The following is a 22,886-nucleotide window of genomic DNA, read 5'->3' on the forward strand; positions in this document are numbered from 1 at the left end:
GAGCCCGGCACCGTCCCGGACCGGGCCGTCCCCTTGGACGGCCCGGTCCGGCGCCGGTCGGCTCGGACACCGGTTCGAGCCCCAACCGTTACCGTTGCTGTCGGGGGCCACCGCCCGCGCGGAGCCCCCGACCCGGCGCGCCGCACCCCACCGGTGAGCGGCGCGATCCGACTGGCAGAACCCGGCGAGGGTGCGGCCAGGGCACCCCGACCCGGAGAGCAGGAGCATGAGCGACACCTGGCAGCGGCTGCGCCGCGAGCACCCGCGGGTGCTCGACATCGCCGGCGGCGCGGGTCTGCTCGCGGTCACCGCCGCCGGAGCCACCGTCGACCAGACCAGCGGGCGGTTCGCCCCGGTCGACCCGGTCACCGGCGTACTCGCCCTGATCGCCGCCGTCGTCGTCTTCTTCCACCGCCGCCACCCGCGCTCCGTGGTCGTCGTCACCCTGCTCTGCACCATGATCCTCGCCGTGGTCAGCCCCCGGCTCACCCCGACGCTGGCCACCCCGCTGCTGGTCGCCCTCTACTCCCTCGCCGTCCACACCGACCGCTCCACCGCGCTGCGCGCCTCGATCGTCACCGCCGTCCTGCTCACCGGGATATCGCTGGTCTTCGGCCCCAGCGGCCCGATCGGCGAACGGCTCAGCGTCCTCGCCTGGGCGCTGCTGCCCGGCGCCCTCGGCGACTCCATCCGCAACCGCCGGGCCCATCTCGCGGCCATCGAGGAGCGCGCCGAACGCGCCGAACGCACCCGCGAGGAGGAGGCCCGCCGCCGGGTCGCCGACGAACGGATCCGGATCGCCCGCGACCTCCACGACGTGGTCGCCCACCACATCGCCCTCGCCAACGCCCAGGCCGGCATCGCCGTCCACCTCATGGACAGCCACCCGGTGCAGGCCCGCGAGGTGCTCAGCCACATCACCGACGCCACCGGCTCCGCCCTCCAGGAGCTGCGGGCCACCGTCGGCCTGCTGCGCCGAGCCGAAGAACCCGCACCGCTCGAACCCGCCCCCGGCCTGGACCGGCTGCCCGAGCTGATCAACGCCTTCGAGCGGGCCGGCCTGCCGGTCCGCCTCACCGTCGAGGGCGAGCCCCGACCGCTGTCGCCCGGCGTCGACCTCACCGCCTTCCGGATCGTCCAGGAGTCGCTGACCAACGTCGCCAAGCACGCCCGCGGCGCCGGCGCCGAGGTCACCCTCTCCTACAGCGGCAGCCGGGTCGCGGTCAGCGTCGCCAACGGCCGCCCCGCCGCCCCGAGCCGGCCGCGCGCCGCCCTGCTGCCCCCGCCCGCCCCGGGCGAGAGCGGCTTCGGCCTGATCGGCATGCGCGAGCGGGCCGGCGCCGTCGGCGGCCGCCTCGCCGCCGACCGGCGGTCCGACGGCGGCTTCCTGGTCACCGCGGAACTCCCGCTGCGCACCGGCGCCCGGGAGGACGTCGCGCCGCACGCGGAGGGCGCCGCCCACCGCGAGGGCGCCGCCGAACCGGGCGGCCCGGCCGAGCCCGCCGCCAGGGACCGGCCCGCCCACGCCTTCTGGCGCGACTGCACCGTCCGTCCCGCCCGCCCCGCCGACTCCACCCGACCCGAACACGCCCTCCGGAAGGACGAGGACCCCGCATGACCATCCGCGTACTGCTCGCCGACGACCAGGCCCTGCTGCGCGGCGCCTTCCGGATGCTGATCGACGCCGAGGAGGACATGGAGGTGGTCGGCGAGGCCGCCGACGGCCGGGAGGCGGTGGAGCTCGCCCGGGCCACCAAGCCCGACATCGTGCTGATGGACATCCGGATGCCCGGCGCCGACGGCCTCGGCGCCACCGCCGAGATCTGCGCGGACGAGGAGCTCTCGGGCACCCGGGTGCTCATCCTCACCACCTTCGAGATCGACGACTACGTGGCCCAGGCGCTGCGCGCGGGCGCCGGGGGCTTCCTCGGCAAGGGCGCCGACCCGAAGGAGCTGCTCGCCGCCGTGCGCACCGTCGCGGCCGGCGACGCCCTGCTCTCGCCCGCCGCCACCCGGGCCGTGATCGAGCAGTTCCTCGCTCAGCCCGACCCGGCCGCCACCGCGCCGGCCGAACGGCTCGCCGTCCTCACCGCCCGGGAGCGCGAGGTGATGTCGATGGCCGCCACCGGCCTCACCAACGAGGAGATCGCCGAGCGGATGTTCGTCAGCCCGTTCACCGTCCGGACCCATGTGCACCGGGCGATGTCCAAGCTGGACGCCCGGGACCGGGCCCAACTCGTCGCGATCGCCTACCAGTCCGGGCTGGTCCCGCCCGGCCGACCGTCCTGACGGCCGGCTTCCTCGCCGCGCCGCGATCCGCCGCGGCCGTCGCGGTTGTCGTGCTAGCGGACTGAGGCGGCGTCAGAACGTCCTCCCGGCAACCCTTCAAGATCCGGCCGTGGTCGGAAACCGACTCCGAACGGGTGTATCAGCGAGTAGTCTGCCGATGACTCAGAATGAGGAGGGTGTTCGTGGAAACCAAGGACGCGGCCGGCGAGGTGCGGGTTCTCCAGCCGTTGCCCGAGCGCACGGACGACGGATCGCAGGCCTTCGAGCTGCGGCTCGCGCGGCTGCTCCGGGTGCTGGACGTCGAGGTCGCCCCGGGGGCGGACTACCCGAGCGCGGCCCGTTGGGAGGTCCACAAGGCGCTCGCCGGGCGGTCCGAGCTGCCCGAGGAGTACTTCGAGCCGCTGCTGGAAGCGGCGGTCCACGACCCCAACCCGAGCTTCAACCGCCGTTTCGTCGAGCCCGCGTTGATCGCCTTCGGCCAGCGCCGGGTCCGCCTCGCCCTCCTGGGGTACCTCCAGGCCGGCACCGACCCCGAGCGCGCCGGTGCCGCCCGGGCCTGGTACTGGACGGCGCTGACGGTCGGCGGCGGCCGGACCGCGACCGCCGGCGAGGGCGCGGCCGTCCGCGACAGCTGGAACGAGGCCGCGCTGCGGGAGTTCGTCGGCAACGAGGACCTGGACGTCCGCCGCTGCATCCTGCCCGGCCTGCCCCTGGTGGTACGGGCCTACCCGGCCGAGCTGCACGCCCTGGTCGAGACGGCGGTCACCATCGCCCGGTCGCACCCCGACGAGTACATCCGCCACCGTGCCGAGATCCAGACCGGCCTCTGACCCTCGCCCCCCATCCGCTCCGGGTGCGCGCGCCGAGGCGCCCACCCGGAGCGGGCCCTCAGCCGGTCTTGACGGTGATGTCGCCGATGTCCGTGCCCAGGTCGAGCTTGAACTTGCCGTTCGGGTCGTTCTGGACGCCGATGTGCTTCTCGCCGATGTCGGTGCCGGCGCTGACGTGGTACGAGCCGGTCGGGACGGTGACGTGGATCTCGCCGTTGGAGGTGGTGGCCTTGATGTCCTGGGCCTTGCCGGGGGTGAGGTTGATCCCGCCGTTGTCGGTCTTGGCCTGGACCCGGTCGCCCTTGAGCGAAGTGCCCTTGATCTCACCGTTGTTGGTGCGCACGTCGACCGAACCGGCGGCCTGGTCGACGGAGATGTCCCCGGCGTCGGTGTGCACCGAGACCTCGCCGACCTGGGTGAGGTGGATCCCGCCGGCGGAGGTGCCGCCGCTGATCGGCAGTCCGGCCGGGAGCTCGACGGTGTAGTCCACGGAGCAGTTGTGCCCGCAGCCGCCGAGCACCAGCACCCCGCCGTCGACCCGGGTGGTCCCCCCGGGCTTCCCGCTGTGGTAGGTGATCTTCCGGTGGACGGAGACCTTGTCGGCGCCGGACTTGCCGGTGACGGTGATGTCCCCGGCGGAGTTGTCGAGCTTGACCGCGGTGACCCTGTCCGGGACGGTCGCGTCGTCACTGAGCGACGTCCCGACCGGATCGCAGGCGGTGAGCACCCCGGCGGCGAGCGTGGCGAGTCCGGCGGCCGCGACGGCCCCGGCGAGGCGGCGGTTGGTGTGGCGGCGGTGGTGGAGCATGGTGGTGGTTCCCCCCAAGTCATGCGCGATCGTCGCGTGTTGACCCCGTCTGACCGCCCCCGGTCCGGAGCCGTCCCGACGACAGTAGCCGGGGGCACCGGCCCGGGTCGGTGGTAAAAACCCCCCAATCCGAGCTCCGGCCAGCACCACCCCCGACCCGGTCGCCGTGCCCCCGCCGTCAGGGCTTGCGCGCGACCCCGCCGTACATGCTGACCCGCTCCGCCCCCGGGGCGGGCGCCGCCTCCGGCCGCCAGAGCGGCACGGTGACCACCCCGGGATCGAGCAGCTCCAGGCCGTCGAAGAACGCCCCCACCTGCTCCCGGCTCCGGCCGACCAGCGGCGCGGTGGCCCGGTCGTAGATGCCGGTGACCCGGTCCCGCACGGCGGCGGGGATGAAGTCGGCCGTGCCGTGGGAGAGCACCAGGTGGCTACCGGAGGGCAGCTCGGCCAGCAGGGTGGCCACCGCCCGGTACGGCTCGTCCTCCTCGCGCAGGAAGTGCAGCACGGCCGCGAGCACCAGGCCGACCGGCCGGGAGAAGTCGAGCACCCCCTCGGCCCGGACGGCTTCCAGGACCGCCTTCGGTTCCCGCAGGTCGGCTCGGAGGACGCTGGTGCGCCCGGCGCCCGCCCCGGCCATCAGGGCGCGGGCGTGGCTGAGTACGATCGGGTCGTTGTCGACGTAGACGACCCGGGCGGCCCGGTCGACGTTCTGGGCGATCTCGTGGGTGTTGCCGACGGTGGGGATGCCGGTGCCGATGTCGAGGAACTGGTCGACGCCCAGCCCGGCCACGCAGCGCACCGCGCGGGTGAGGAAGCCGCGGTTGGCCCGGGCGGTGGACCGGAACTCGGGATTGGCCGCGAGCGCCTTCTCGGCGGCGGCCCGGTCGGCGGGGAAATTGTCCTTGCCGCCCAGGTAGTAGTCGTACATCCGGGCCGGGTGGGGGATCTCCGGCCGGAGGTCGGCCGCGATCTCCGGGGTGCCGGACTCCCACATGCTCTCGTATCCCACGGTTGCCGCCCCTCTGGCCGTTCCGGCCGGGTGCGGTCCCCGGACGGGCTGTTCCCGAATCCTGGCGGACAGCCTAAAGCCCAGGTCAGCGCCCTGGTGGTGGATGGTCGGCTCACCCCCGTATGTCCCTTTCGTGGTGCCCCGGCGCCCGTCCCGGCGCAGGATGGGAACTCCGGGGGCCGAAAAGGCCGGCGGCAGTGTGCGACACGGGAGGTCCGGGCCATGGGAATCGCTGTGGCAGACATCCGCGAGTGGCGGGGCCAGGACGTGGTCGACGAGAAGGGCAAGCGGATCGGCTCGCTGGAGTCGGTCTACGTCGAGACGGCCACCGACGAGCCGTTCTTCGCCACCGTCACGATCGGCGTGATCGCCAAGCGCCGGCTGGTCTTCGTCCCGCTGGAGGGTGCGGTGGTCGGTCCGGCCTACCTGCGGGTGGCGTACCCGCGGAGCAAGGTCAAGGACGCCCCGGCGATCGGTACGGACGACATCCTGCCGGCCGCCGACGAGCCCGAGGTCTTCGCCTACTACGAGCTGCCGTACGCGACCGGCGCCGGGGGCGAGCGCCGGCTGGCCCGCCGCTGACCCCAGCCGCGCCCGCCCCCGAGCCGCCCGCCCGAGCCGACCCCGAGCCGCCCGCCGGGGGATCCCCGGGTCGATCTTGCTGCAGCCGGGAATGAATACCCCGCCGGGTACACTTGTCCATCGACAGTCGATGGGAAAGGGGCCCGGACATGCAGGTGGACGAGGAGTCGGTCGGCGCGGTCCTGAACCGACTGCGTCGGGCCCAGGGCCAGTTGGCCGGGGTGATCGCGATGATCGAGGCGGGCCGGGACTGCAAGGACGTGGTCACCCAGCTCGCCGCCGTCTCGCGCGCGCTGGACCGGGCCGGGTTCAAGATCGTCGCGAGCGGGATGCGCCAGTGCATGGCCGCCGCCGACGAGGACGCCGCGCCGATGAGCGAGGCCGAGTTGGAGAAGCTCTTCCTCGCGCTGGCCTGAGCATCGGCCGATGTCGGCCCATATCGGCCGACATGGGCCGGTATGGGCAGGTGTCGGCCGACAGCCCCGGAGGGCCGTGACGGATCGTCCGTCACGGCCCTTCCTGCTGCCCGCCGAGCCGTTCCGCCACGGAGTTCCCGAACCGCCCGATGCTCCGTCATGCGCCGTTCACGTTCCGGTCGCTGGCCTTCGGGTGAATGAGCCCGCCCACAGTTGTACAGCCAACTGTGCGGCGATCACCCTCCCAGCCTCCGTGACCAGCCGCGCGCGGCCCCGGTACCCGTCCCCCGGCGGACCGGGCCCTCGGCGGCGGACAGGACAACCGTGGCCGCAGGCAGCGCCCTGACCCCGACCTCATCCGGCAGCCCCGTCGAAGGCGACCGGCTCACCTTCCACTGGACCACCGACGCCCCCGACGCCAAGAACTGGGTCGGCATCTACGACGGCAGCCGCCAGCCCGGCACCGGCTCCTCGCTGCTCTGGAAGTACGTCCCCGGCACCTCCGGCGACGTCCAGCTGGACACCTCCGCGCTGACCGGCGGCCCCTACACCGCCTACCTGCTCGCCAAGGACGGCTACGGCATCCTCGCGCAGACCGGGCCGTTCAGCTTCCGGCCCAAGCCGGCCGTGGTCCCCCCGCACGCGGCCGTCGACTCCTTCACCGCCACCCCGGTCGCCCCCGGTGAGGCCGTGCGGATCAAGCTCGGCGGCCTGTGGTCCCGCCCGGCGGGCAACGCCGCCGGCTCGGCGGGCTACCGCAAGCTCGGCGGCGCGGCCTGGGCCTCGGTCGCCGCCGACGGCACCCTCACCGGCACCGCGCCCGCCACCGCCGGCCGCAACCCCGAGCTGGTCGTGGTCGGCGTCAAGGACAGCACGGGCGCCACCGACACCGTCACCGTGCTGGTCCCGGTGGTGGACCGGTCCGCCGCGCCCCGGCTCAAGGCCGCCAGCTGGAACCTGCACAACGCCGGCTCCGGCTACACCGATGCGCTGGAGAAGCAGCTGCGCGTCGTCCTCGCCCAGGGCCTGGACGTGCTCGCGCTGCAGGAGACGGCCGGTGAGCGGGCGAAGACCCTGGCCGACGCCCTCGGCTGGTACGCCCACCAGAGCCCCGGCAGCGTCGGCATCCTCAGCCGCTACCCGCTCACCGAGCTCACCCCGGCCACCGCCGAGCTGCCCGCCGTCGCCGCCACCCTCCAGCTGCCCGGCGGCCGCACCGTCCGGTTCTGGGCCGCCCACCTGGACGAGGCCGGCTACGGTCCGTACGCCGTCCAGGACGGCGGCACCGCCGCCCAGGTGCTGGCCGCCGAGAACGCCTCGGTCCGGCTCAAGCAGGCCAAGGCGCTGGCCGCCGCGGTGCGTGCGGACCTCGCCCGGCGGATCCCGGTGGTGGTCGCCGGGGCACTCTCCTCGCCCTCCCACCTGGACTGGACGGCCGCCACCGCCGCCGCCCACCAGGGCGTCGGCCCGCTCGCCTGGCCGGTCACCACCACGCTGCAGGCCGCCGGACTGACCGACACCTTCCGCGAGGAGAACCGCGACCCGGCCAAGGCCCCGGGCGCCACCTGGTCGCCCACCCGCAAGCGGCGCGGCGACCGCCCCGAGCCGCAGGACCGGATCGACGCCGTCCAGTACGCCGGGGCGCTGAAGCTGGTGGAGGCGCACACCCTGGTCGCCGACTGGCCCCAGCCGGAGCCGAACACCGCCGCCAACGAGTGGCCCTCCGACACCGCCGCCGCCGTCGCCACCTTCCAGCTCTGAGAGGCCAGTTCGTGATGCCCGAGCTCTCCCGCCGCACCTTCGTCGGCGCCTCCGCGGCCGTCGGCGCCACCGCCCTGACCGGCCTGTCCGCCACCCGGGCCGACGCCGCCCCCGCCGCCGACCCCGACCGCGGCCTCACCGGCACCCTCAAGGACGTCAAGCACGTCGTCGTCCTGATGCAGGAGAACCGCAGCTTCGACCACTACTTCGGCACCCTGAGCGGTGTGCGCGGCTTCGGCGACAAGCAGGCGCTCCAATTCCCGGACGGCGGCGACGTGTTCCGCCAGCCGGACAGCCGCCGCAGCGACGGCGGGGCGATGCTGCCGTACCGGATGGACACCTCCAAGTACAACGCGCAGAACGCCGGCGGGCTGGCCCACGACTGGGCGACCGGCCACCAGGCCATCAACAACGGCGCGATGAACAAGTGGATCGCCGCCAAGGGCGAGCGCACCATGGGGTACTTCACCCGGGACGACATCCCGTTCCAGTACGCCCTGGCCGACGCCTTCACCCTCTGCGACGCCTACTTCACCTCGCTGGCCGGCCCCACCGACCCCAACCGGCTCTACCTGTGGACCGGCACCTCCGGCCCCGGCCGGGACGGCACCACCGGCCCCTGGATCGACAACACCCCGGTCACCGACAACCCCGTCGCCGACTGGACCACCTACGCCGAGCGCCTCCAGGCGGCGGGCGTCAGCTGGCGCGTCTACCACAACCCCAGCAAGGACGACCGCACCGGCGACTACGACGACAACGCGCTCTCCTACTTCAAGCAGTTCCACAACTTCCCGCACGACGACCCGCGGTACATCAACGCGATGACCAAGTTCGACCCCACCGACTTCGACCGCCACTGCAAGGACGGCACCCTGCCGACCGTCTCCTGGCTGGTCGCGCCCTACCTGTTCTCCGAACACCCGGACGCCGGCCCGGCCTACGGCGCCCACTGGGTCAACCAGGCGCTGCAGTCGCTGATGTCCAACCCGGACGTCTGGCGGCACACCGTCTTCCTGGTGATGTACGACGAGAACGACGGCTACTTCGACCACATGGTCCCGCCCACCCCCGAGCCCGGCACCCCCGAGGAGTTCACCCACGGGCGCGCGATCGGCCTCGGCAACCGCGTCCCGCTCTGGGTGGCCTCCCCGTGGTCGCGCGGCGGCTGGGTCAACTCCCAGGTGTTCGACCACACTTCGGTGCTGCGCTTCATGGAGCTGGTCACCGGCGTGGCCGAGCCCAACATCTCCGCCTGGCGCCGGGCCGTCTGCGGCGACCTCACCAGCTGCTTCGACTTCGCCGCCCCGGACCCCTCGATCCCGAAGCTGCCCGACACCAACGCCCTGATGGCGAAGGCCGACGCGGGCACCAAGCTGCCCGGCGTCGCCCTCCCGGCGACCGGCGCCCAGGCGATGCCGGTCCAGGAGCGCGGCGACCGCCCGCACCGCCCGCTGCCGTACCAGCCGTGGGCCGACGTCGCGGTGGACCGGAAGACTGGCAAGGTCACCTGCACCATGAGCAACGACGGCTCGGTGGCCTTCCCGTACACCGTCTACCCGAACATCCTGCTGCCGTTCGCGGGCACCCCGTACACCGTCGCCCCCGGCGCCACCGCCGACCACGTCTGGGACGCCGCCGCCACCGACGGACGCTACGACTTCACCGTGCACGGCCCGGACGGCTTCGTGCGCCGCTTCGCCGGGACGGTGGTCCGGGACGGGCAGGACGGCCAGAACGACATCGGCGTGCCGATCGTCACCGCCGACCTGCACGGCAGCCTGAAGCTCACCCTCCAGGTGGCCAACGACGGGATGACCGACGTGGCCTTCACCGCCGCGCCCAACGACTTCGCGGGCAGCGCGCAGACGGTGTGGGTCAAGCCCGGCAAGCAGGTCGACCTCTCCTGGCCGCTGGACAAGCAGGGCCGCTACGACGTGGTCGTCACCGCCCACACCGGGCAGCGCTTCGTGCAGCGCTACGCGGGCTGGGTGCACTGAGCCGTGGCCACGGACGGGGGCGCCGATCCGGTGACCCCCGGCCGTGGCTCGGCCGCGCTGTCGGACCCCGCCGCTACCGTCGGGCCCATGCAGCAGATCACCCCCTTCCTCTGGTACGACACCGAGGCCGAGACGGCCGCCACCCTCTACACCTCGCTGTTCCCCGACTCCCGGATCACCAGGGTCACCCGCTACGGCGAGGGCGCCCCGGTGCCGGCCGGTACGGTGATGACGGTCGAGTTCGAACTCGCCGGTCGGGCCTACACCGCGCTCAACGGCGGCCCGATGTTCCCCTTCACCGAGGCGTTCTCGCTCCAGGTCACCTGCGAGGACCAGCAGGAGGTCGACCGGCTCTGGACGGCGCTCACCGCCGACGGCGGCCAGCCGGGCCCGTGCGGCTGGCTCAAGGACCGCTTCGGCCTCTCCTGGCAGATCACCCCGCGAATCCTGCTCGACCTGGTCGGCGGCGAGGACCGGGCCAAGGCCGAGCGCGCGACGGCGGCCATGATGCAGATGCAGAAGATCGAGATCCAGGCGCTGCTCGACGCGGCGGGGGGCTGAGGCCGTGACCGCCTTCACCCACCGCGGCACCGTCTACCTGCACGCCACCCCGGAGCGGGTCTGGCACGCGCTCACCAACGCCGACGAGTCCGGCCTCTACTGGGGCCACCGCAACGTCTCCACCTGGCTGCCCGGCGCCTCCTGGGAGCACCAGCGCACCGACGACTCCGGGATCGCCGACGTGATCGGCAGCGTCGAGGTGGCCGACCGCCCGCACCGGCTGGTCACCACCTGGGCCGGACCGCAGGAGCAGCGCGGCGGCTGGCCCTCCCGGGTCACCTTCGAGCTGCGGGGCTGGCAGGACCTCACCCGGCTCACCGTCACCCACGAGGACCTGCCGGACGAGGCCGCCCGGGTGGACGCCGAACAGGGCTGGTCGGCGGTGCTGTCCAACCTCAAGACCTACCTGGAGACCGGCCACCCGCTGCCGCAGCAGCCCTGGCTGATGCCCTGAGCGGTCCCGCGTGGAACCGTGGAGCCGCAGGATCGCGGAATCGCGGAATCAGCGCCCGGCCCCCGCCGCCGGGCGCTCCCGTTCGTCCTGTCGCCGTCGGCCCCGGACGGCGCGGCGCAGCCCGGGCAGCCGGGAGAGCCGCTCCCGGCTGACCAGCGCGGCCCGGTCCAGCTCCTCCATCAGCCGCCGGGTGCGGTGTTCCAGGTCCAGCTCGTCCAGGATCCGGTCGACCTCGGCCAGCATCGAGCCGTGCAGCTGCCAGGCCTCCGGGTGCTCCTGGACCTTCCGCAACAGCACCTGCGCCACGTTGTCCCGGCAGGTCCAGGCGGCCGCGAGCTCGGCGGTCAGCCGCTCCTCGGCCTCCTCGGCGCTGCGGCTCACCTGGGTGGTGACCAGCACCGCGAAGCTGACCATCGCCCCGCCGACGTGCGCCAGCAGCTCCTCCAGCCCGACCGCGACCTCGGCCGGGAACAGCCGCTCGCCGTCCCCGCGCCGCTTGGCCAGGTCGGTCAGCGAGCGGGCCAGCACCCGGATCACCACCACGCAGATCTCCAGGGTGTCCAGCCCGGTGCGCAGCACCAGCCGGGAGAGCAGCCCCTCGGTGATCCGCGGGTTGAACCGCAGGCTGTCCTCGGCCTGGCGCAGCGCGGCGTCCACGTCCGCGATCGCCTGGTCCAGCCGGCGGGCCTCGTGCAGCCGCTCGGCGGCCCGGGCCACGGGGGTGGGGCGGCCCAGCTGTTCGGAGAGGTCCAGCAGCAGCTGGCGGGCCCGCCGGGCGAGGTCCTCGATCGACTCCCCGGCGGTGTCCACCCAGACCGGCGGGGCGAAGAGCAGGTTGAACAGCAGGCCGACGGCGGCGCCGATCAGGGTCTCCAGCACCCGGTCCCAGGCCTGGGAGGCCAGCTTGGTGACGCCCAGGATCAGCATCGCGCTGATCGCGACCTCCTGGACGAACTCCTCCACCCGGACGAACCGGCCGATGACCAGCGAGGCCAGGATGATCAGCCCGAGGCTCCACCAGGAGAGCCCGACCACGGCGCTGAATCCGATCGCGATCAGCACCCCGACCACCACCGAGACCACCCGGCGGACGCTGGTCTTGAGCGTCGAGTAGACGGTGACCTGCACCACCAGCAGCGCGGTGAGCGGCGCCGTCAGCGGGGCGGGCTCGGTGCTCAGCCGGGTGGCCACCGCGTACGACAGGGTGGCGGCCACGGTGGCCCGCAGCGTCTGGACGGCGAACGGGTCCCGGGCGGCGCGGCGGACCAGGCTCGTCAGGGACTCCGGGAGAAGGGGCATGACGGCCTTCTTTCCCCGAAGCCACCACCGACACCGCCGGGCACGGCCGGGACTAGCCCGTCCGGCGCTCGGTCCGACGGACCCCTTAGGCCTCGCGGTTGAAGCGCAGCTTCCAGGGCGCGAGCGCGGACTCCACCTGCACCCCGATGCTCATCTTCGAGGCGCCCTCGATCCGCTCCTCGAAGCGGATCGGCACCTCCCGGATGGTCAGCCCGCGCTGGATCACCCGGTAGTTCATCTCGACCTGGAACGAGTAGCCGTTGCTCTGCACGGTCGGCAGGTCGATGGCCCGCAGGGTGGTGGCCCGCCAGGCCTTGAAGCCGGCGGTGGCGTCCCGGACGCCCAGGCCGAGGATCGTGTTGACGTAGAAGTTGGCCCAGGCGGACAGCGCCTTGCGGTGCCAGGGCCACTCCTCGGCGGTCGAGCCGCCGGGCACGTAGCGGGAGCCGAGCACCACGGCGGTGTCGCCGGCCAGCAGCGCGGCCAGCATCGCGGGTATCGCGGAGGCCGGGTGGGAGAGGTCGGCGTCCATCTGGATCACCACGTCCGCGTCCTCGTCCAGCGCCCGGGCCATGCCGGCCAGGTAGGCGCGGCCGAGGCCGTCCTTCTCGGTGCGGTGCAGCACGCCGACGGTGCCCGCGGAGTCGGCGGCGAGCTTGTCGGCGAGCTCGCCGGTGCCGTCGGGGGAGTTGTCGTCGACCACCAGCAGGTGCAGGTTCGGGACCGCCAGCTCCGCGAGGAGCCCGGCGAGGACCGGAAGGTTCTCCCGTTCGTTGTACGTGGGGACGACGACAACGACCTTCGGGGAGGCCTCGACCATGTTCTGTTTCCCTCGTGCCCTCGCCGGCCGGCACCAATGCCGCACCGGTCGGTTGTCCTGGACGACCTGCGCTGCTGTCAGACCGTGCGAGTGTAGCCGGATCAACGGCCCGCTCCCGCCCCGGACCGGCCCGGAAACCGGTTCGACCGCGATGGACCGTTACGCCGTGCCGTAGACCGCGGCCAGGTTGTCCCGGGCGGGGTGGGTGCGCCCGGCCGGACCGGCGGCGAAGACGCGCAGCACGTTCTCGGTGACCCTGCGGACCACGTCCCCGGCACGGGAGTCGATGCCGTGGTCGGCCTTGCCGCCGCCCGGGCCGTGGGCGTCCAGGGTCTCCACCCAGCGCATCGTCCCGGATGCGAACACCCCGGCGCCGCTCGGCACGGTGTGGTACGCGGTGTCGGAGTGCGAGGGCCGGCCCTCGCAGACCACCGGGGAGTGGGCGATCACCTCGATCGGGCGCGGGGTGGGGAAGGCGGTGTCCACCCGGTCGTACTCGACTCCGACCAGGTGGGGGAAGGAGGCCCCGGCCGCCAGGCCCATCCCCTCGAAGGCCCAGTGGTCCGGCGAGGTGACCACGTACGGGGCGTCCACCGGGTAGCCGTCGTAGATCACCCCGAGCATCGAGCTCTCCGGGTCGGCGCCCGGGCCGGCCCGGAAGTCGGTGGTCGCGGGGGAGCCCGTCTGGCGGCCCGGGTCCTGGGCCCAGGCGTCCTTGTAGCAGACCACCGTGCGGTCCGGGCCGAGCTCGGTGGGCTCGAAACGGACCCGGCGGAAGCAGCAGTTGGCACCCAGGATCGCCAGGTTCGTCCCGGCGTCGCGGGCCGCCGTCACATGGGCGCGCTGTTCGGGGGACCAGTACTCGTCGTGGCCGAGCGACAGCACGGCGCTCGCGCCGCGCAGCAGCCCCGGCTCCCGGGCGACGTCGATCCCGGTGGTGTAGGCGAGCGGCAGCCCGAGCCGCTCGGCCAGGGCGACCAGCGGTGCCTCGTAGACCAGGAACAGTCCGGCGCCGTGGTCGTAGTCGTAGGGCCGGTCGAAGACCACCCGCAGCGAGCGGGTGGCCAGGCCGCCGGTCGGGCCGTTGTAGAGGCTGTAGCCGCCCCACTCGTTGTAGGCCTGCCAGGTCGCCGGGGCGCTCATGACCACGGTCCGGTCGGCGGTGCTCGCGGAGCGGACGGTGAGCGGGACGTAGCTGCGGCCGGTGCCGTCCTCGGCGTCCAGGCGCAGCAGGTAGGCGCCCTCGGGCCAGCCGGGGGTGTCCACGGTGAGGGTGCGCGGCCAGCCGGTCAGTACGGTGCGGGTGGTGCGGTCCACCTGCGGGGCGGCCTGCTTGCCGCCGGGCACGTGCTCGCGGCGCCAGACCAGCCGGGCCCGGGCGCCGCCGTACCAGCCCATCCGGTAGGCGGAGACGGTGAAGGCCGCGGCGGCGGTGGAGACGTGCAGGCCGAAGGACTCGCCGGGCAGCACGCTGACCCGGTCGGCGAAGCCCTCCACGGCGCCGGGCGCCCCGGGGTCGGTGATCTCCCAGTCCGGGTTGCCGGGCCGGGACTGCTCGTCCGGGGCGTCGTCCTTCGGGTCCGCCCGCTGGGCGGGGGTGGGCGCGGTGCTGCCGGGGGTGCCCCGGGGGTCGGGCCCGGGCTGCGGGACGGTGCCCGGGTGCCGGGTGCCGCAGGAGGTGACGGCGGCCGCCACCAGGCCCAGGCCCAGGATCCTCCGCCGACTCGGTTCGGCCACCGCTGCCTCCCTGCTGTCCGTTGCTCGGCTGTCGCTTGCCCTGCTGTCGGCGTCAACACCGGCGGTCAATGCGCGCGGACATCTATACCCCGTTCGGGTAGGCCTGGCGCACCGCCGCGCCGGATCCGGCGCGCCCGCCCGGCCGCCGGCGGCCACCCGGGAGGGCCGTACGGGCGCACCCCGGCGTGTTGGCCAGCACGGTTGCCCGGCGGCCCGGGCCCGGTCACCTAGCCTGACCAGGCCCGCCGTCCGGCGGCCTTGGGGGTCCGGAACCGTGCGGCGGCCGGCCGAAGTCGTGGACAGGGGTGTACGTGGTCTCGTCGGGTTCGGCCGAAGCGGGAACGGCTGCTTCGACCCGGGGTACGAGGTTCCGGGCCTGGATGCTCGAAGGTCTGTCGGACATGGCCAAGCAGCACCCCGGCCCGCACGCGGAGGCGCCGGCCGAGAAGGGCGCGCACTGGTTCCGGGTCATGTGCCTGACCGGCCTCGACTACTTCTCCACCCTCGGCTACCAGCCGGGCATCGCGGCGCTCGCGGCCGGTCTGCTGTCGCCGATCGCCACCGTCGTGCTGGTCCTGGTCACCCTGTTCGGCGCGCTGCCGGTGTACCGCCGGGTGGCCGTGGAGAGCCCGCACGGCCAGGGCTCGATCGCGATGCTGGAGCGGCTGCTGTCGTTCTGGCAGGGCAAGCTCTTCGTGCTGACCCTGCTCGGCTTCGCCGCCACCGACTTCATGATCACCATCACCCTGTCGGCCGCCGACGCGACCGCGCACCTGATCGAGAACCCGCACCTGCACAGCACCCTGTCCGGCAAGCAGGTGATGCTCACCCTGATCCTGGTGGCGCTGCTCGGCGCGGTCTTCCTCAAGGGCTTCAGCGAGGCGATCGGCCTGGCCGTCGTCCTGGTCCTGGTCTACCTCGCGCTCAACGTCGTGGTGGTGACCAACGGCATCTGGCACGTCCTCAAGGAGCCGCACGTCTTCGGCGACTGGACCGACGGGCTCACCGCCGAGCACGGCAACGGCTTCGCGATGATCGGCGTGGCGCTGATCGTCTTCCCGAAGCTGGCGCTCGGCCTCTCCGGCTTCGAGACCGGCGTCGCCGTGATGCCGCACATCGAGGGCGACCCGGACGACACCGAGGAGAAGCCCACCGGCCGGATCCGCGGCGCCCGGCGCCTGCTCACCACCGCCGCCGTGATCATGAGCGTCTTCCTGATCGCCACCAGCCTGATCACCACCCTGCTCATCCCCAAGGCCGCCTTCCAGAACGGCGGCCAGGCCAACGGGCGGGCGCTCGCCTACCTCGCCCACGAGAACCTGGGCAGCGCCTTCGGCAGCATCTACGACCTGTCGACCATCGCCATCCTCTGGTTCGCCGGAGCCTCCGCGATGGCGGGACTGCTCAACCTGATGCCCCGCTACCTGCCCCGCTACGGGATGGCCCCGCACTGGGCCCGGGCGGTGCGGCCGACGGTGATCGTGCTGACCCTGATCGCCTTCCTGGTCACCTGGATCTTCGACGCCAACGTCGACGCCCAGGGCGGCGCCTACGCCACCGGCGTGCTGGTGCTGATCAGCTCCGCCGCGGTCGCCGTCACCATCGCCGCCCGCAAGGCCCGGGAACGGCGCTGGACCACCACCTTCGCGGTGATCTCCGCGGTGTTCCTCTACACCACGGCCGTGAACATCGCCGAGCGCCCGGACGGCGTCAAGATCGGCGCGTGCTTCATCGCGGGCATCATGCTGGTCTCCTTCCTCTCCCGGCTCAAGCGCGCCTTCGAACTGCGGGTCACCGACGTGGTCCTGGACGACGTCGCCGAGCGCTTCGTCCGGGACTACATGCACCGTCCGCTGCGGCTGATCGCCAACGAGCCGAACAGCCGGGACATCGCCGAGTACCGGGACAAGCTCCGCCAGATCCGCAAGGACAACGACATCCCGGCCGAGGACGACCTGGTCTTCGTCGAGGTGACGGTGCTCGACCCGTCCGAGTTCGAGTCGGAGCTCACCGTGCACGGTGAGGTGCTGCACGACCGCTACCGGGTGCTGTCGCTGCACAGTTCCAGCGTGCCCAACGCGCTGGCCGCCCTGCTGCTGCGGGTGCGCGACCTCACCGGGCAGCAGCCGCACATCTACTTCGAGTGGACCGAGGGCAACCCGTTCGCCCAGTTCCTGCGGTTCTTCCTGTTCGGGCAGGGCGAGATCGCGCCGGTCACCCGGGAGGTGCTCCGCGAGGCGGAGCCCGACCGCAGCCGGCGGCCCGCGGTGCACGTGGGCTGAGCCCGAACCGGCCCGCCGGCGTCGGCCGTTCGGTCCGACGTCGGCGATGCGGCCGGGCGCCCGCTCAGCGGGACGCGCGGTTCTTGCTCCAGGCGGGCGAGACGATCGCCACCAGGGCGACGGCGAAGCCGAGTTGGAGGATGTGACGGATCCAGTCGATACCGGAGGTGTGGCGGACGCCGATCCAACCGGAGACGGCATTGCCCAGCCAGGCCCCGGCAGCGCCCAGCAGCATGGTCAGCCACCAGGGGATCGACTGCGGTCCGCGCAGGATCAGCTTGGCGAGCACACCGAGCACGAAGCCGATGAGCAGAATCCACAGGAGCTGGAACATCGCGGTCCACCTTCCCGGCGCCGCCGGAGTGACCGGCGCGCCGACTCGCCGAAGACGCGGTTCGTCCCATGATCACCCGGTTCGGCCGAACGGGCACCTCGGGGCGCAACCCCGCAGGTGAGCGGCCCGGGGCGGGGCCGGCCGGAGGCGCGGCAGGGGGCGAGGGCCGGGGCGCGGACGGTCGAGAACCCGCCGCCGACGGGGCCGGAAACGCACTGTTCAGCGGGTCATTCGTACCAGTAGGAATGTCTCTCGACGCGGACCCGCCGCGCCGATCGAGAGGAGCCGCCCCCGTGACCCGACTTCGTGCCGCCGTCCTCACCCTCGGCTGTACCGCCGCCGCCCTCACCCTCACCGTGGGCACCGCCCAGGCCGCACCCGGCAGCACCAGCACCAGCTGCTCGTCCTCGCTGACCCCGGACGGCTTCGTGGACGTCCAGTGGTGGAACAGCGCGGGCTGCGGCTCCGGGTTCACCCCGAACACCAAGAAGATCATGCAGCTCACCGGCTACCCGGTCGGCACCGTGGTCAACGCCTGCGGCTCCACCTGGCCGCCGGCCGGCTGGACGATCGTCAGCAGCTTCTACAGCTCCGGCTGTCAGTACTCCGCCGTGCCGAGCCTCGGCAACAACTCCTGGCAGCTGAAGCGCGTCTCCTGAGGCCTGATCCGATGAGGCCTGATCCGATCGGGCCTGATCCGATCGGGCCTCAGAGCGTCCGGACGTCCGTGACGGCCTGGCGGACGTCCGGGTGCGGATCCCCGGCGAGGCCGTCCAGCAGGTCGGCGACGCCCGGGGTGGACCAGCCCTGGACGGCCCAGACCAGCTCCCGGCGGACGTCCGGGTCGGGGTGGGCGGCCAGCCGGGCGAGGCGGTCCAGCGGGCCGCGGCGGCGCAGGCCGAGCCAGTGCAGGGCGTCCCGCAGGGCGGCCGGGTCCCCGGGGTCGCCCGCCGCCTCGATCCGGGCGAGCAGGACGGACACGGGCGGCGGTGGGCCGTCCAGCGGGTGCGGATGGCGCTCGCGCAGCCGTCGGCTGCCGTACTCGCCGCGGATCCGGCAGCCGAAGCAGGTGCAGGGCCTGGTCCCGTGGGCGTTCGGCAGGTAGCGCCAGCCCGTGACCTGGGGCACCGCGCGGATCCGGTGCACCTCGCCGGCGGCCACCGCGCGCGGCAGGACCACCTCCCAGCCGCGCGGGTCCGGCAGCGCGGCGATCCGGGCGACCGCCTCGGCGGCGGTCAGCCACCGCTGGGCGTCCTTGGCGCGGTCCCGGTAGTGCCCGACCAGCACCTGCTGGGCGTCGTCCAGCCGGACGTGCACGGCGGCCAGCGACCCCTTCGGCCCGAACCGGGCCAGCTCGCGCAGCCACTGGTGGGTGAGGGTGTACGAGGGCAGCACGGGGAAGCAGTACACCCCGCGCACGCCGCCCTGGCCCCGGCTGTCGGCCCGGATCCCGGCGCGCCGGATCCGCGGCGTGTTCGCCGCCGACGTCAGGTGCACGAACATCGCCATGGGGCGGATGGTAGTGCTCCGTCCGGCTCCGGTTCGACGGCTTTTCGGCGGCCCCTGGCTAGGGGCGACCGGCGCGACGGCTGATCAGGACGGCCAGGCCGTCCAGGATCCGGTCCAGGCCGAAGTCCAGCGCCCGGTCGTGTCCGCCGGGCTCGGCCATCGCGGCGGCCACGGCGGGGTAGCGGTCGGCGTGCCGGTGCACCACGGTGCCGAGGGCGGCGAGGAACTCGGCCTCGGGGGAGCCGTCCGGCCCGGCCGCGCGGGCCTGTTCGGCGATGGTCCGCACATGCCCGGCGAGCAGCACGGCGGCGTCCATCCGCTCGGCGCCGCTCAGGCCGTGGCCGTCGAGCGCGGCCACCACCCGCTCCAGCCAGGCGAGTTCCCGGGGGCCGGGCACCCGGGGGCCGAGGGTGGCGTCCAGCAGCCACGGGTGTCGGATGAAGGAAGCGGCCAAGTGCTGGGCCCAGGCGGTGAGTTGCTCCCGCCAGTCGAGTCCTTCGGTGGTCGCGGGGGGTTCGGCGAGGGCCGACTCGACCATCAGCGCGACCAGTTCGGCCTTGCCGGGGACGTAGCGGTAGAGCGACATCTTGGTGTGGTCGAGCAGCCCGGCCACCTTCTGCATGGAGACCGCGGCCAGGCCCTCCGCGTCCGCCACCTCGACGCCCGCGGCGGCGATCCGCTCCAGGCTGAGGCTCGGCTTCGGGCCGCGGGTCGGGCGGGTGGGCCCGTCCCAGAGCAGCCGCACCGTGTCGTCCGCAGCCTGGCCCATCGTCCGCTCCCGTTCCGAGTCGCCCGCCGGTGGTCGCCCGCCGGGGGTTGCCGCATCCATCAACTGTGTCTACCGTACACAGCAATGAATAGTGTCCGGTGGACACAGTTTTCCGATCTCCGATGGAGGGGGTTTCCATGAGCGCTTCCACGCGTACCAGGGTGCTGATCTCGGGCGCGAGCATCGCCGGCCCGGCCCTGGCCCACTGGCTGGGCCGGTACGGCTTCGAGGTCACCGTCGTCGAGCTCGCCCCGGCGCTGCGCGGCGGCGGGCAGAACGTCGACTTCCGCGGGCCCACCCACCTCACCGTGCTGGAACGGATGGGCGTGCTGGAGGAGCTGCGCGCCCTCGACACCGGTGGCAGCCCGATCACCTTCGTCGACCAGGACGGGCGCCGACTGCTGCACCTGCCCGCCGACTTCGCCGGCGGCGAGCTGGAGATCCCGCGCGGGGAGCTGGCCCGACTGCTGTACCGGCACAGCGGGTCCCGCGCCGAGTACGTCTTCGGTGACTCGGTCGCGGCCCTGGAGCAGACGCCGAGCGGCGTGCGGGTCGCCTTCCGGCACGGTGCACCGCGCGAGTTCGACCTGGTGATCGGCGCCGACGGGCTGCACTCCACGGTGCGACGGTTCGCCTTCGGCCCCGAGCAGCGGTACGTCCGTCACCTCGGCTACTACGCGGCCACCTGGCAGCTGCCCAACGACGACGGGCTGCCGACCGACGGGACGGCCCTGAACGTCCCCGGCCGACTGATGTCCGTCGGCGCCGACCACCGCGATCCGACCAGGGCGGGCGCCTTCTGCCTCTTCGCCTCGCCCGAACTGCGCTACGACCGGCACGACCCCGGGCAGCAGAAGGCGCTGGTCCGGCAGGCCTTCGCCGGACTCGGCTGGCGGGTGCCGGACCTGCTGCGGAGTCTGGACGCCGCGCCCGAGCTGTACTTCGACTCGATCAGCCGCGCCGACGTGCCCGGCTGGTCCACCGGCCGGATCGCCCTGCTCGGCGACGCCGCCTGCGGCGCCACCATCGGCGGGATGGGCACCGGGACGGCGGTGGTCGCGGCGTACGTCCTCGCGGGCGAGCTGGCGCTGGCCGACGGCGACCACCGGGCGGCCTTCGCCCGGTACGAGGAGCTGCTGCGTGGCTACGCCCGGGGCTGTCAGAAGGGCGGCGACCGAACCGGGCCGTTCCTGGCGCCGCGCACCCGCGTCGGGTTGCGGCTGCGCGACGGGCTGCTCAACCGGCGGTGGGTGCTGGACCGGATGCTGGCGCTGGGCAAGCAGGTGTCCAGCGTCGAACTGCCGGACTACCGGGCGCTGCTCAGTGCGGTGGGGTGATCCGGTTCCCGTTCTCCAGCACCGCCTCGACCTGGACGGTGGACCGGGCGGGCCGCTCCACCGCGAGGGTGCGGTCCGGGGTCGGGCGGTCGGCGGACCAGTCCGGGCCCTTGGCGGTGAGCCGGGCGACCCGGCGGCTGCCCGCCGCGAGCAGGTAGTCGGGGCCCTGCGGGGAGTGCCACCAGGTCCAGGCCACGGTGTCCTGCTCGAACCGGCTGCACGCGCGGCCCGGGCCGCCGCCGGTGCGCTGCGGGCCCCGGGCGGTCGGCAGCAGGACGGCGGTGGCCGCGCTGCCCTCGCCCGTCCAGCGGTCGGCGCGCAGGCAGAACCAGGCGGCCGAGCCGGCGTTCTGCGGCAGCGGCTGCACCGCGAAGGCCCACAGGTTCAGCTGTTTGACGCCCGGGGTGCCGTCCGGCACCGCGCAGCCCGCCCGGGCCCACGCCTGGAGGGCGTCCGGGCCGGTCGCCTCGTGCGGTTCGCGGGCGGGCTGGTTGCGGTCCGGGGGCGGGGTGTAGGTGAGGTGGGCCGGGAGCAGGCCGCCCAGGTCGGCGAGGACGAAGGCGTGCTTCTCGGCGATCACCGGGGAGGAGTGCAGCTGCAGCACGGTGGCGCCCCGGCAGTCCGCGAGCCCGCCGCCCGGGGTGGCCGGGGTGATCCCGTCGGGGTGGTCCAGCGGACGGGCGGCCGCGTCGGGCTGGTCGATCCGGCGGGTCTCGGCGGTCTCCACCCAGGGCGCCAGCAGGTAGCGGACCGCGGTGCCCTGACGGCCCAGCACCACCGCGCCCGCCGTGGTCGGGCCCGAGGAGTCGGCCCGGGCGAGGTCCAGTCCGCCACCGCTCCCGTCGGTGTACCGGGCGATCCGGCGGCCGTCGTAGAGCACCGCCACGCCGGTGCCGTCCACCGTCCCGGCGAACAGCAGCTGTGGCGGGGTCGCGGGCGGGGCGGAGTCGGTGCCCGGTTCGGCGTGGGTCCGCGGGCCCGGCTGGGCCCAGGCGGCCAGGGCGCGGCCGAGCAGCGCACCGTCCTCGCGCCGGTCGCCGCGGGCGGGCCAGGCGGTGAAGTCGATCCGCGCCGTGTGCTCCCAGGCGTCCGGCGCGACCCGGACCAGGCGGGCCGGGTCGGCGGGGTCGGCCGGGGCGTCCGCGGACCGTTCGGCCGGCCGCGGGGCGGCGCCCACCGGACCGGAACCGCCGCCCAGCACCGCCGCCGTGGTGGTCAGTCCGAGCAGCCCGGCCGCCAGTGCGGCGGTCAGCGTGCGGCGGCGGCGCAGCAGGTCGGTGGGCTGCACCCGGACCGCGCACGGGTCGAAGGCGGACAGCTCGGGATCCGGCCCGGCCGGGACCCCGGCCGCCGCCGCGACCGCCTTGGCCGGCCGGGCCACCCCGGCCTCCCGCAGCACCTGCTCCGCCCCGGGCCCGTCCAGTCCCTCCACCTCGCGCAGCGCGAAGGCCGCCCGGGCCGGGGCGTCCAGGCCGGCGAGCGCGTGGTCCAGCGCCGCGTCCTGCTCGCCGCCGTGCGGGGTGAACAGCCGCAGGCCCCAGACCCGGGGTGCCAGCAGCCGTGCGGCCGGGTGCGCCCGCAGGGCGGCGCGCAGCACCCGCAGGCGCAGCGCGGCGTAGCCGGGGTCGGTGGTGGCGCTCCCGTCGGCCTGGCCGGTCTGGCCGATCCGGGCGGTCTGGCCGGTGTGGCCGGCCTGGTCGGCCTCGGGGCCGGAGGGCCGGTCGGCGCGGGTCCAGCGGAACGGCAGGGCGCGCTGGACCGCGGCGTGGGCGGCGAGCACCCGGCTGTGCCGGTCCCGGTCGGCGGGCAGGGCCAGGTAGGCCAGCCGGACCAGCCTGCGGTAGTGGCGCACCAGCGTGGCCTCCGCCTCCGCCACCGGGCGCGCCGTCGGTGCCGCGCCCGCCGTCCGTCCTGCCAACGGGCCCTCCCAGTGCCTGCGTGCTGTCGTGGTGGACGGTCCAACGAGTCGATCATGTGATGGTTGCGCCGTCCGGGGGAGCGGGCGCGTGGCGGGGGGCGCGGCGCCGTCGGTCCGCTCCAGCCCGCTCCGGCCCGACGGGCGGCCCCGGTCCGCGCGGGCGGCCCGGGC

Annotated in this window: 21 protein-coding genes; 12 read left to right on the plus strand and 9 right to left on the minus strand. The window is 74.1% G+C overall.

Annotation, left to right across the window (positions count from 1 at the left end; translation table 11 throughout):
- Nucleotides 1-226: 226 nt before the first annotated feature.
- The 3 genes from ACIP4P_RS05750 to ACIP4P_RS05760 all read left to right on the plus strand — a co-directional run bounded on the left by ACIP4P_RS05750 (nucleotide 227) and on the right by ACIP4P_RS05760 (nucleotide 3,119).
- A complete protein-coding gene (locus tag ACIP4P_RS05750; RefSeq protein WP_400915126.1) occupies nucleotides 227-1,618 on the plus strand; it encodes a sensor histidine kinase in 1,392 nt (463 codons plus the stop codon).
- A complete protein-coding gene (locus tag ACIP4P_RS05755) occupies nucleotides 1,615-2,289 on the plus strand; it encodes a response regulator transcription factor (protein ID WP_350516775.1) in 675 nt (224 codons plus the stop codon). Before ACIP4P_RS05750 ends, ACIP4P_RS05755 begins: the two co-directional genes overlap by 4 nt.
- Nucleotides 2,290-2,471: 182 nt before the next feature.
- Nucleotides 2,472-3,119 (plus strand): hypothetical protein, encoded by a 648-nt coding sequence (locus ACIP4P_RS05760; RefSeq protein ID WP_400915128.1) that lies wholly within the window; start codon nucleotides 2,472-2,474, stop codon nucleotides 3,117-3,119.
- A gap of 58 nt (nucleotides 3,120-3,177) precedes the next feature.
- Here ACIP4P_RS05760 and ACIP4P_RS05765 read toward each other — a convergent pair whose 3' ends face one another.
- Nucleotides 3,178-3,927, minus strand: a complete 750-nt coding sequence (locus tag ACIP4P_RS05765; RefSeq protein WP_350516777.1) for a DUF4097 family beta strand repeat-containing protein — start codon at nucleotides 3,925-3,927, stop codon at nucleotides 3,178-3,180.
- Between the two features lie 178 nt (nucleotides 3,928-4,105).
- A complete protein-coding gene (locus ACIP4P_RS05770) occupies nucleotides 4,106-4,921 on the minus strand; it encodes an SAM-dependent methyltransferase (protein ID WP_400915351.1) in 816 nt (271 codons plus the stop codon).
- A 237-nt stretch (nucleotides 4,922-5,158) separates the two neighbouring features.
- Here ACIP4P_RS05770 and ACIP4P_RS05775 point away from each other — a divergent pair, with 237 nt between their 5' ends.
- The 6 genes from ACIP4P_RS05775 to ACIP4P_RS05800 all read left to right on the plus strand — a co-directional run bounded on the left by ACIP4P_RS05775 (nucleotide 5,159) and on the right by ACIP4P_RS05800 (nucleotide 10,710).
- A complete protein-coding gene (locus tag ACIP4P_RS05775) occupies nucleotides 5,159-5,518 on the plus strand; it encodes a PRC-barrel domain-containing protein (protein ID WP_350516779.1) in 360 nt (119 codons plus the stop codon).
- Nucleotides 5,519-5,667: 149 nt separating this feature from the next.
- Nucleotides 5,668-5,934, plus strand: coding sequence for a metal-sensitive transcriptional regulator (locus tag ACIP4P_RS05780; protein WP_280680590.1), 267 nt, complete (start codon nucleotides 5,668-5,670; stop codon nucleotides 5,932-5,934).
- A gap of 324 nt (nucleotides 5,935-6,258) precedes the next feature.
- Nucleotides 6,259-7,695, plus strand: coding sequence for an endonuclease/exonuclease/phosphatase family protein (locus tag ACIP4P_RS05785; RefSeq protein WP_400915131.1), 1,437 nt, complete (start codon nucleotides 6,259-6,261; stop codon nucleotides 7,693-7,695).
- A gap of 14 nt (nucleotides 7,696-7,709) precedes the next feature.
- Entirely contained in the window at nucleotides 7,710-9,695 is a 1,986-nt protein-coding gene (locus ACIP4P_RS05790; protein WP_350516781.1) for a phosphocholine-specific phospholipase C, read from the plus strand.
- A gap of 87 nt (nucleotides 9,696-9,782) precedes the next feature.
- On the plus strand, nucleotides 9,783-10,256 hold the full coding sequence (locus ACIP4P_RS05795; RefSeq protein WP_400915132.1) for a VOC family protein: 474 nt from the start codon (nucleotides 9,783-9,785) through the stop codon (nucleotides 10,254-10,256).
- Nucleotides 10,257-10,260: 4 nt separating this feature from the next.
- The gene (locus ACIP4P_RS05800; RefSeq protein ID WP_400915133.1) at nucleotides 10,261-10,710 is read left to right on the plus strand and encodes an SRPBCC domain-containing protein; all 450 of its coding nucleotides are present in this window, start codon (nucleotides 10,261-10,263) and stop codon (nucleotides 10,708-10,710) included.
- 48 nt (nucleotides 10,711-10,758) lie between these two features.
- Here the strand turns inward: ACIP4P_RS05800 and ACIP4P_RS05805 are convergent, their stop codons facing one another.
- The 3 genes from ACIP4P_RS05805 to ACIP4P_RS05815 form a co-directional block, all read right to left on the minus strand.
- Nucleotides 10,759-12,009 (minus strand): aromatic acid exporter family protein, encoded by a 1,251-nt coding sequence (locus ACIP4P_RS05805; protein WP_400915135.1) that lies wholly within the window; start codon nucleotides 12,007-12,009, stop codon nucleotides 10,759-10,761.
- A gap of 85 nt (nucleotides 12,010-12,094) precedes the next feature.
- Nucleotides 12,095-12,829, minus strand: coding sequence for a polyprenol monophosphomannose synthase (locus ACIP4P_RS05810; RefSeq protein ID WP_350516785.1), 735 nt, complete (start codon nucleotides 12,827-12,829; stop codon nucleotides 12,095-12,097).
- Between the two features lie 159 nt (nucleotides 12,830-12,988).
- A complete protein-coding gene (locus tag ACIP4P_RS05815) occupies nucleotides 12,989-14,566 on the minus strand; it encodes a N,N-dimethylformamidase beta subunit family domain-containing protein (RefSeq protein WP_400915137.1) in 1,578 nt (525 codons plus the stop codon).
- 401 nt (nucleotides 14,567-14,967) lie between these two features.
- Between ACIP4P_RS05815 and ACIP4P_RS05820 the strand changes: the two genes are divergently transcribed.
- Nucleotides 14,968-16,848 carry an amino acid transporter gene (locus ACIP4P_RS05820; protein WP_400915139.1) on the plus strand — a complete coding sequence of 627 codons (1,881 nt, stop codon included), beginning with the start codon at nucleotides 14,968-14,970 and terminating at the stop codon, nucleotides 16,846-16,848.
- Between the two features lie 64 nt (nucleotides 16,849-16,912).
- Here the strand turns inward: ACIP4P_RS05820 and ACIP4P_RS05825 are convergent, their stop codons facing one another.
- A complete protein-coding gene (locus ACIP4P_RS05825; RefSeq protein ID WP_350516788.1) occupies nucleotides 16,913-17,182 on the minus strand; it encodes a GlsB/YeaQ/YmgE family stress response membrane protein in 270 nt (89 codons plus the stop codon).
- 293 nt (nucleotides 17,183-17,475) lie between these two features.
- Between ACIP4P_RS05825 and ACIP4P_RS05830 the strand changes: the two genes are divergently transcribed.
- Nucleotides 17,476-17,841 (plus strand): hypothetical protein, encoded by a 366-nt coding sequence (locus tag ACIP4P_RS05830; RefSeq protein WP_400915142.1) that lies wholly within the window; start codon nucleotides 17,476-17,478, stop codon nucleotides 17,839-17,841.
- Between the two features lie 49 nt (nucleotides 17,842-17,890).
- On the opposite strand, the gene ACIP4P_RS05835 is transcribed toward ACIP4P_RS05830, so the two are convergent.
- Both ACIP4P_RS05835 and ACIP4P_RS05840 read right to left on the minus strand, forming a co-directional pair.
- Complete coding sequence (locus ACIP4P_RS05835) at nucleotides 17,891-18,691, minus strand: HEAT repeat domain-containing protein (RefSeq protein WP_400915143.1); 801 nt, start codon at nucleotides 18,689-18,691, stop codon at nucleotides 17,891-17,893.
- A gap of 58 nt (nucleotides 18,692-18,749) precedes the next feature.
- Entirely contained in the window at nucleotides 18,750-19,460 is a 711-nt protein-coding gene (locus ACIP4P_RS05840) for a TetR/AcrR family transcriptional regulator (RefSeq protein WP_400915145.1), read from the minus strand.
- 137 nt (nucleotides 19,461-19,597) lie between these two features.
- Here ACIP4P_RS05840 and ACIP4P_RS05845 point away from each other — a divergent pair, with 137 nt between their 5' ends.
- Nucleotides 19,598-20,797, plus strand: coding sequence for an FAD-dependent monooxygenase (locus ACIP4P_RS05845; RefSeq protein ID WP_400915148.1), 1,200 nt, complete (start codon nucleotides 19,598-19,600; stop codon nucleotides 20,795-20,797).
- On the opposite strand, the gene ACIP4P_RS05850 is transcribed toward ACIP4P_RS05845, so the two are convergent.
- Nucleotides 20,781-22,715 carry a hypothetical protein gene (locus tag ACIP4P_RS05850; RefSeq protein ID WP_400915149.1) on the minus strand — a complete coding sequence of 645 codons (1,935 nt, stop codon included), beginning with the start codon at nucleotides 22,713-22,715 and terminating at the stop codon, nucleotides 20,781-20,783. The two genes, ACIP4P_RS05845 and ACIP4P_RS05850, sit on opposite strands and share 17 nt — an antisense overlap.
- Nucleotides 22,716-22,886 lie beyond the last annotated feature (171 nt).

This window comes from Kitasatospora sp. NPDC089509 (genome assembly GCF_044749365.1).
Lineage (GTDB): Bacteria > Actinomycetota > Actinomycetes > Streptomycetales > Streptomycetaceae > Kitasatospora.

Bases quoted from the DNA above. Each gene is read 5' to 3' on its own strand.
- ACIP4P_RS05795 (WP_400915132.1), top strand. From the start codon at position 9,783: ATGCAGCAGATCACCCCCTTCCTCTGGTACGACACCGAGGCCGAGACG.
- ACIP4P_RS05805 (WP_400915135.1), bottom strand. From the start codon at position 12,009: ATGCCCCTTCTCCCGGAGTCCCTGACGAGCCTGGTCCGCCGCGCCGCC.
- ACIP4P_RS05775 (WP_350516779.1), top strand. From the start codon at position 5,159: ATGGGAATCGCTGTGGCAGACATCCGCGAGTGGCGGGGCCAGGACGTG.
- ACIP4P_RS05810 (WP_350516785.1), bottom strand. From the start codon at position 12,829: ATGGTCGAGGCCTCCCCGAAGGTCGTTGTCGTCGTCCCCACGTACAAC.
- ACIP4P_RS05750 (WP_400915126.1), top strand. From the start codon at position 227: ATGAGCGACACCTGGCAGCGGCTGCGCCGCGAGCACCCGCGGGTGCTC.
- ACIP4P_RS05790 (WP_350516781.1), top strand. From the start codon at position 7,710: ATGCCCGAGCTCTCCCGCCGCACCTTCGTCGGCGCCTCCGCGGCCGTC.
- ACIP4P_RS05770 (WP_400915351.1), bottom strand. From the start codon at position 4,921: ATGTGGGAGTCCGGCACCCCGGAGATCGCGGCCGACCTCCGGCCGGAG.
- ACIP4P_RS05820 (WP_400915139.1), top strand. From the start codon at position 14,968: ATGGCCAAGCAGCACCCCGGCCCGCACGCGGAGGCGCCGGCCGAGAAG.
- ACIP4P_RS05840 (WP_400915145.1), bottom strand. From the start codon at position 19,460: ATGGGCCAGGCTGCGGACGACACGGTGCGGCTGCTCTGGGACGGGCCC.
- ACIP4P_RS05825 (WP_350516788.1), bottom strand. From the start codon at position 17,182: ATGTTCCAGCTCCTGTGGATTCTGCTCATCGGCTTCGTGCTCGGTGTG.
- ACIP4P_RS05780 (WP_280680590.1), top strand. From the start codon at position 5,668: ATGCAGGTGGACGAGGAGTCGGTCGGCGCGGTCCTGAACCGACTGCGT.
- ACIP4P_RS05835 (WP_400915143.1), bottom strand. From the start codon at position 18,691: ATGGCGATGTTCGTGCACCTGACGTCGGCGGCGAACACGCCGCGGATC.
- ACIP4P_RS05755 (WP_350516775.1), top strand. From the start codon at position 1,615: ATGACCATCCGCGTACTGCTCGCCGACGACCAGGCCCTGCTGCGCGGC.
- ACIP4P_RS05845 (WP_400915148.1), top strand. From the start codon at position 19,598: ATGAGCGCTTCCACGCGTACCAGGGTGCTGATCTCGGGCGCGAGCATC.
- ACIP4P_RS05765 (WP_350516777.1), bottom strand. From the start codon at position 3,927: ATGCTCCACCACCGCCGCCACACCAACCGCCGCCTCGCCGGGGCCGTC.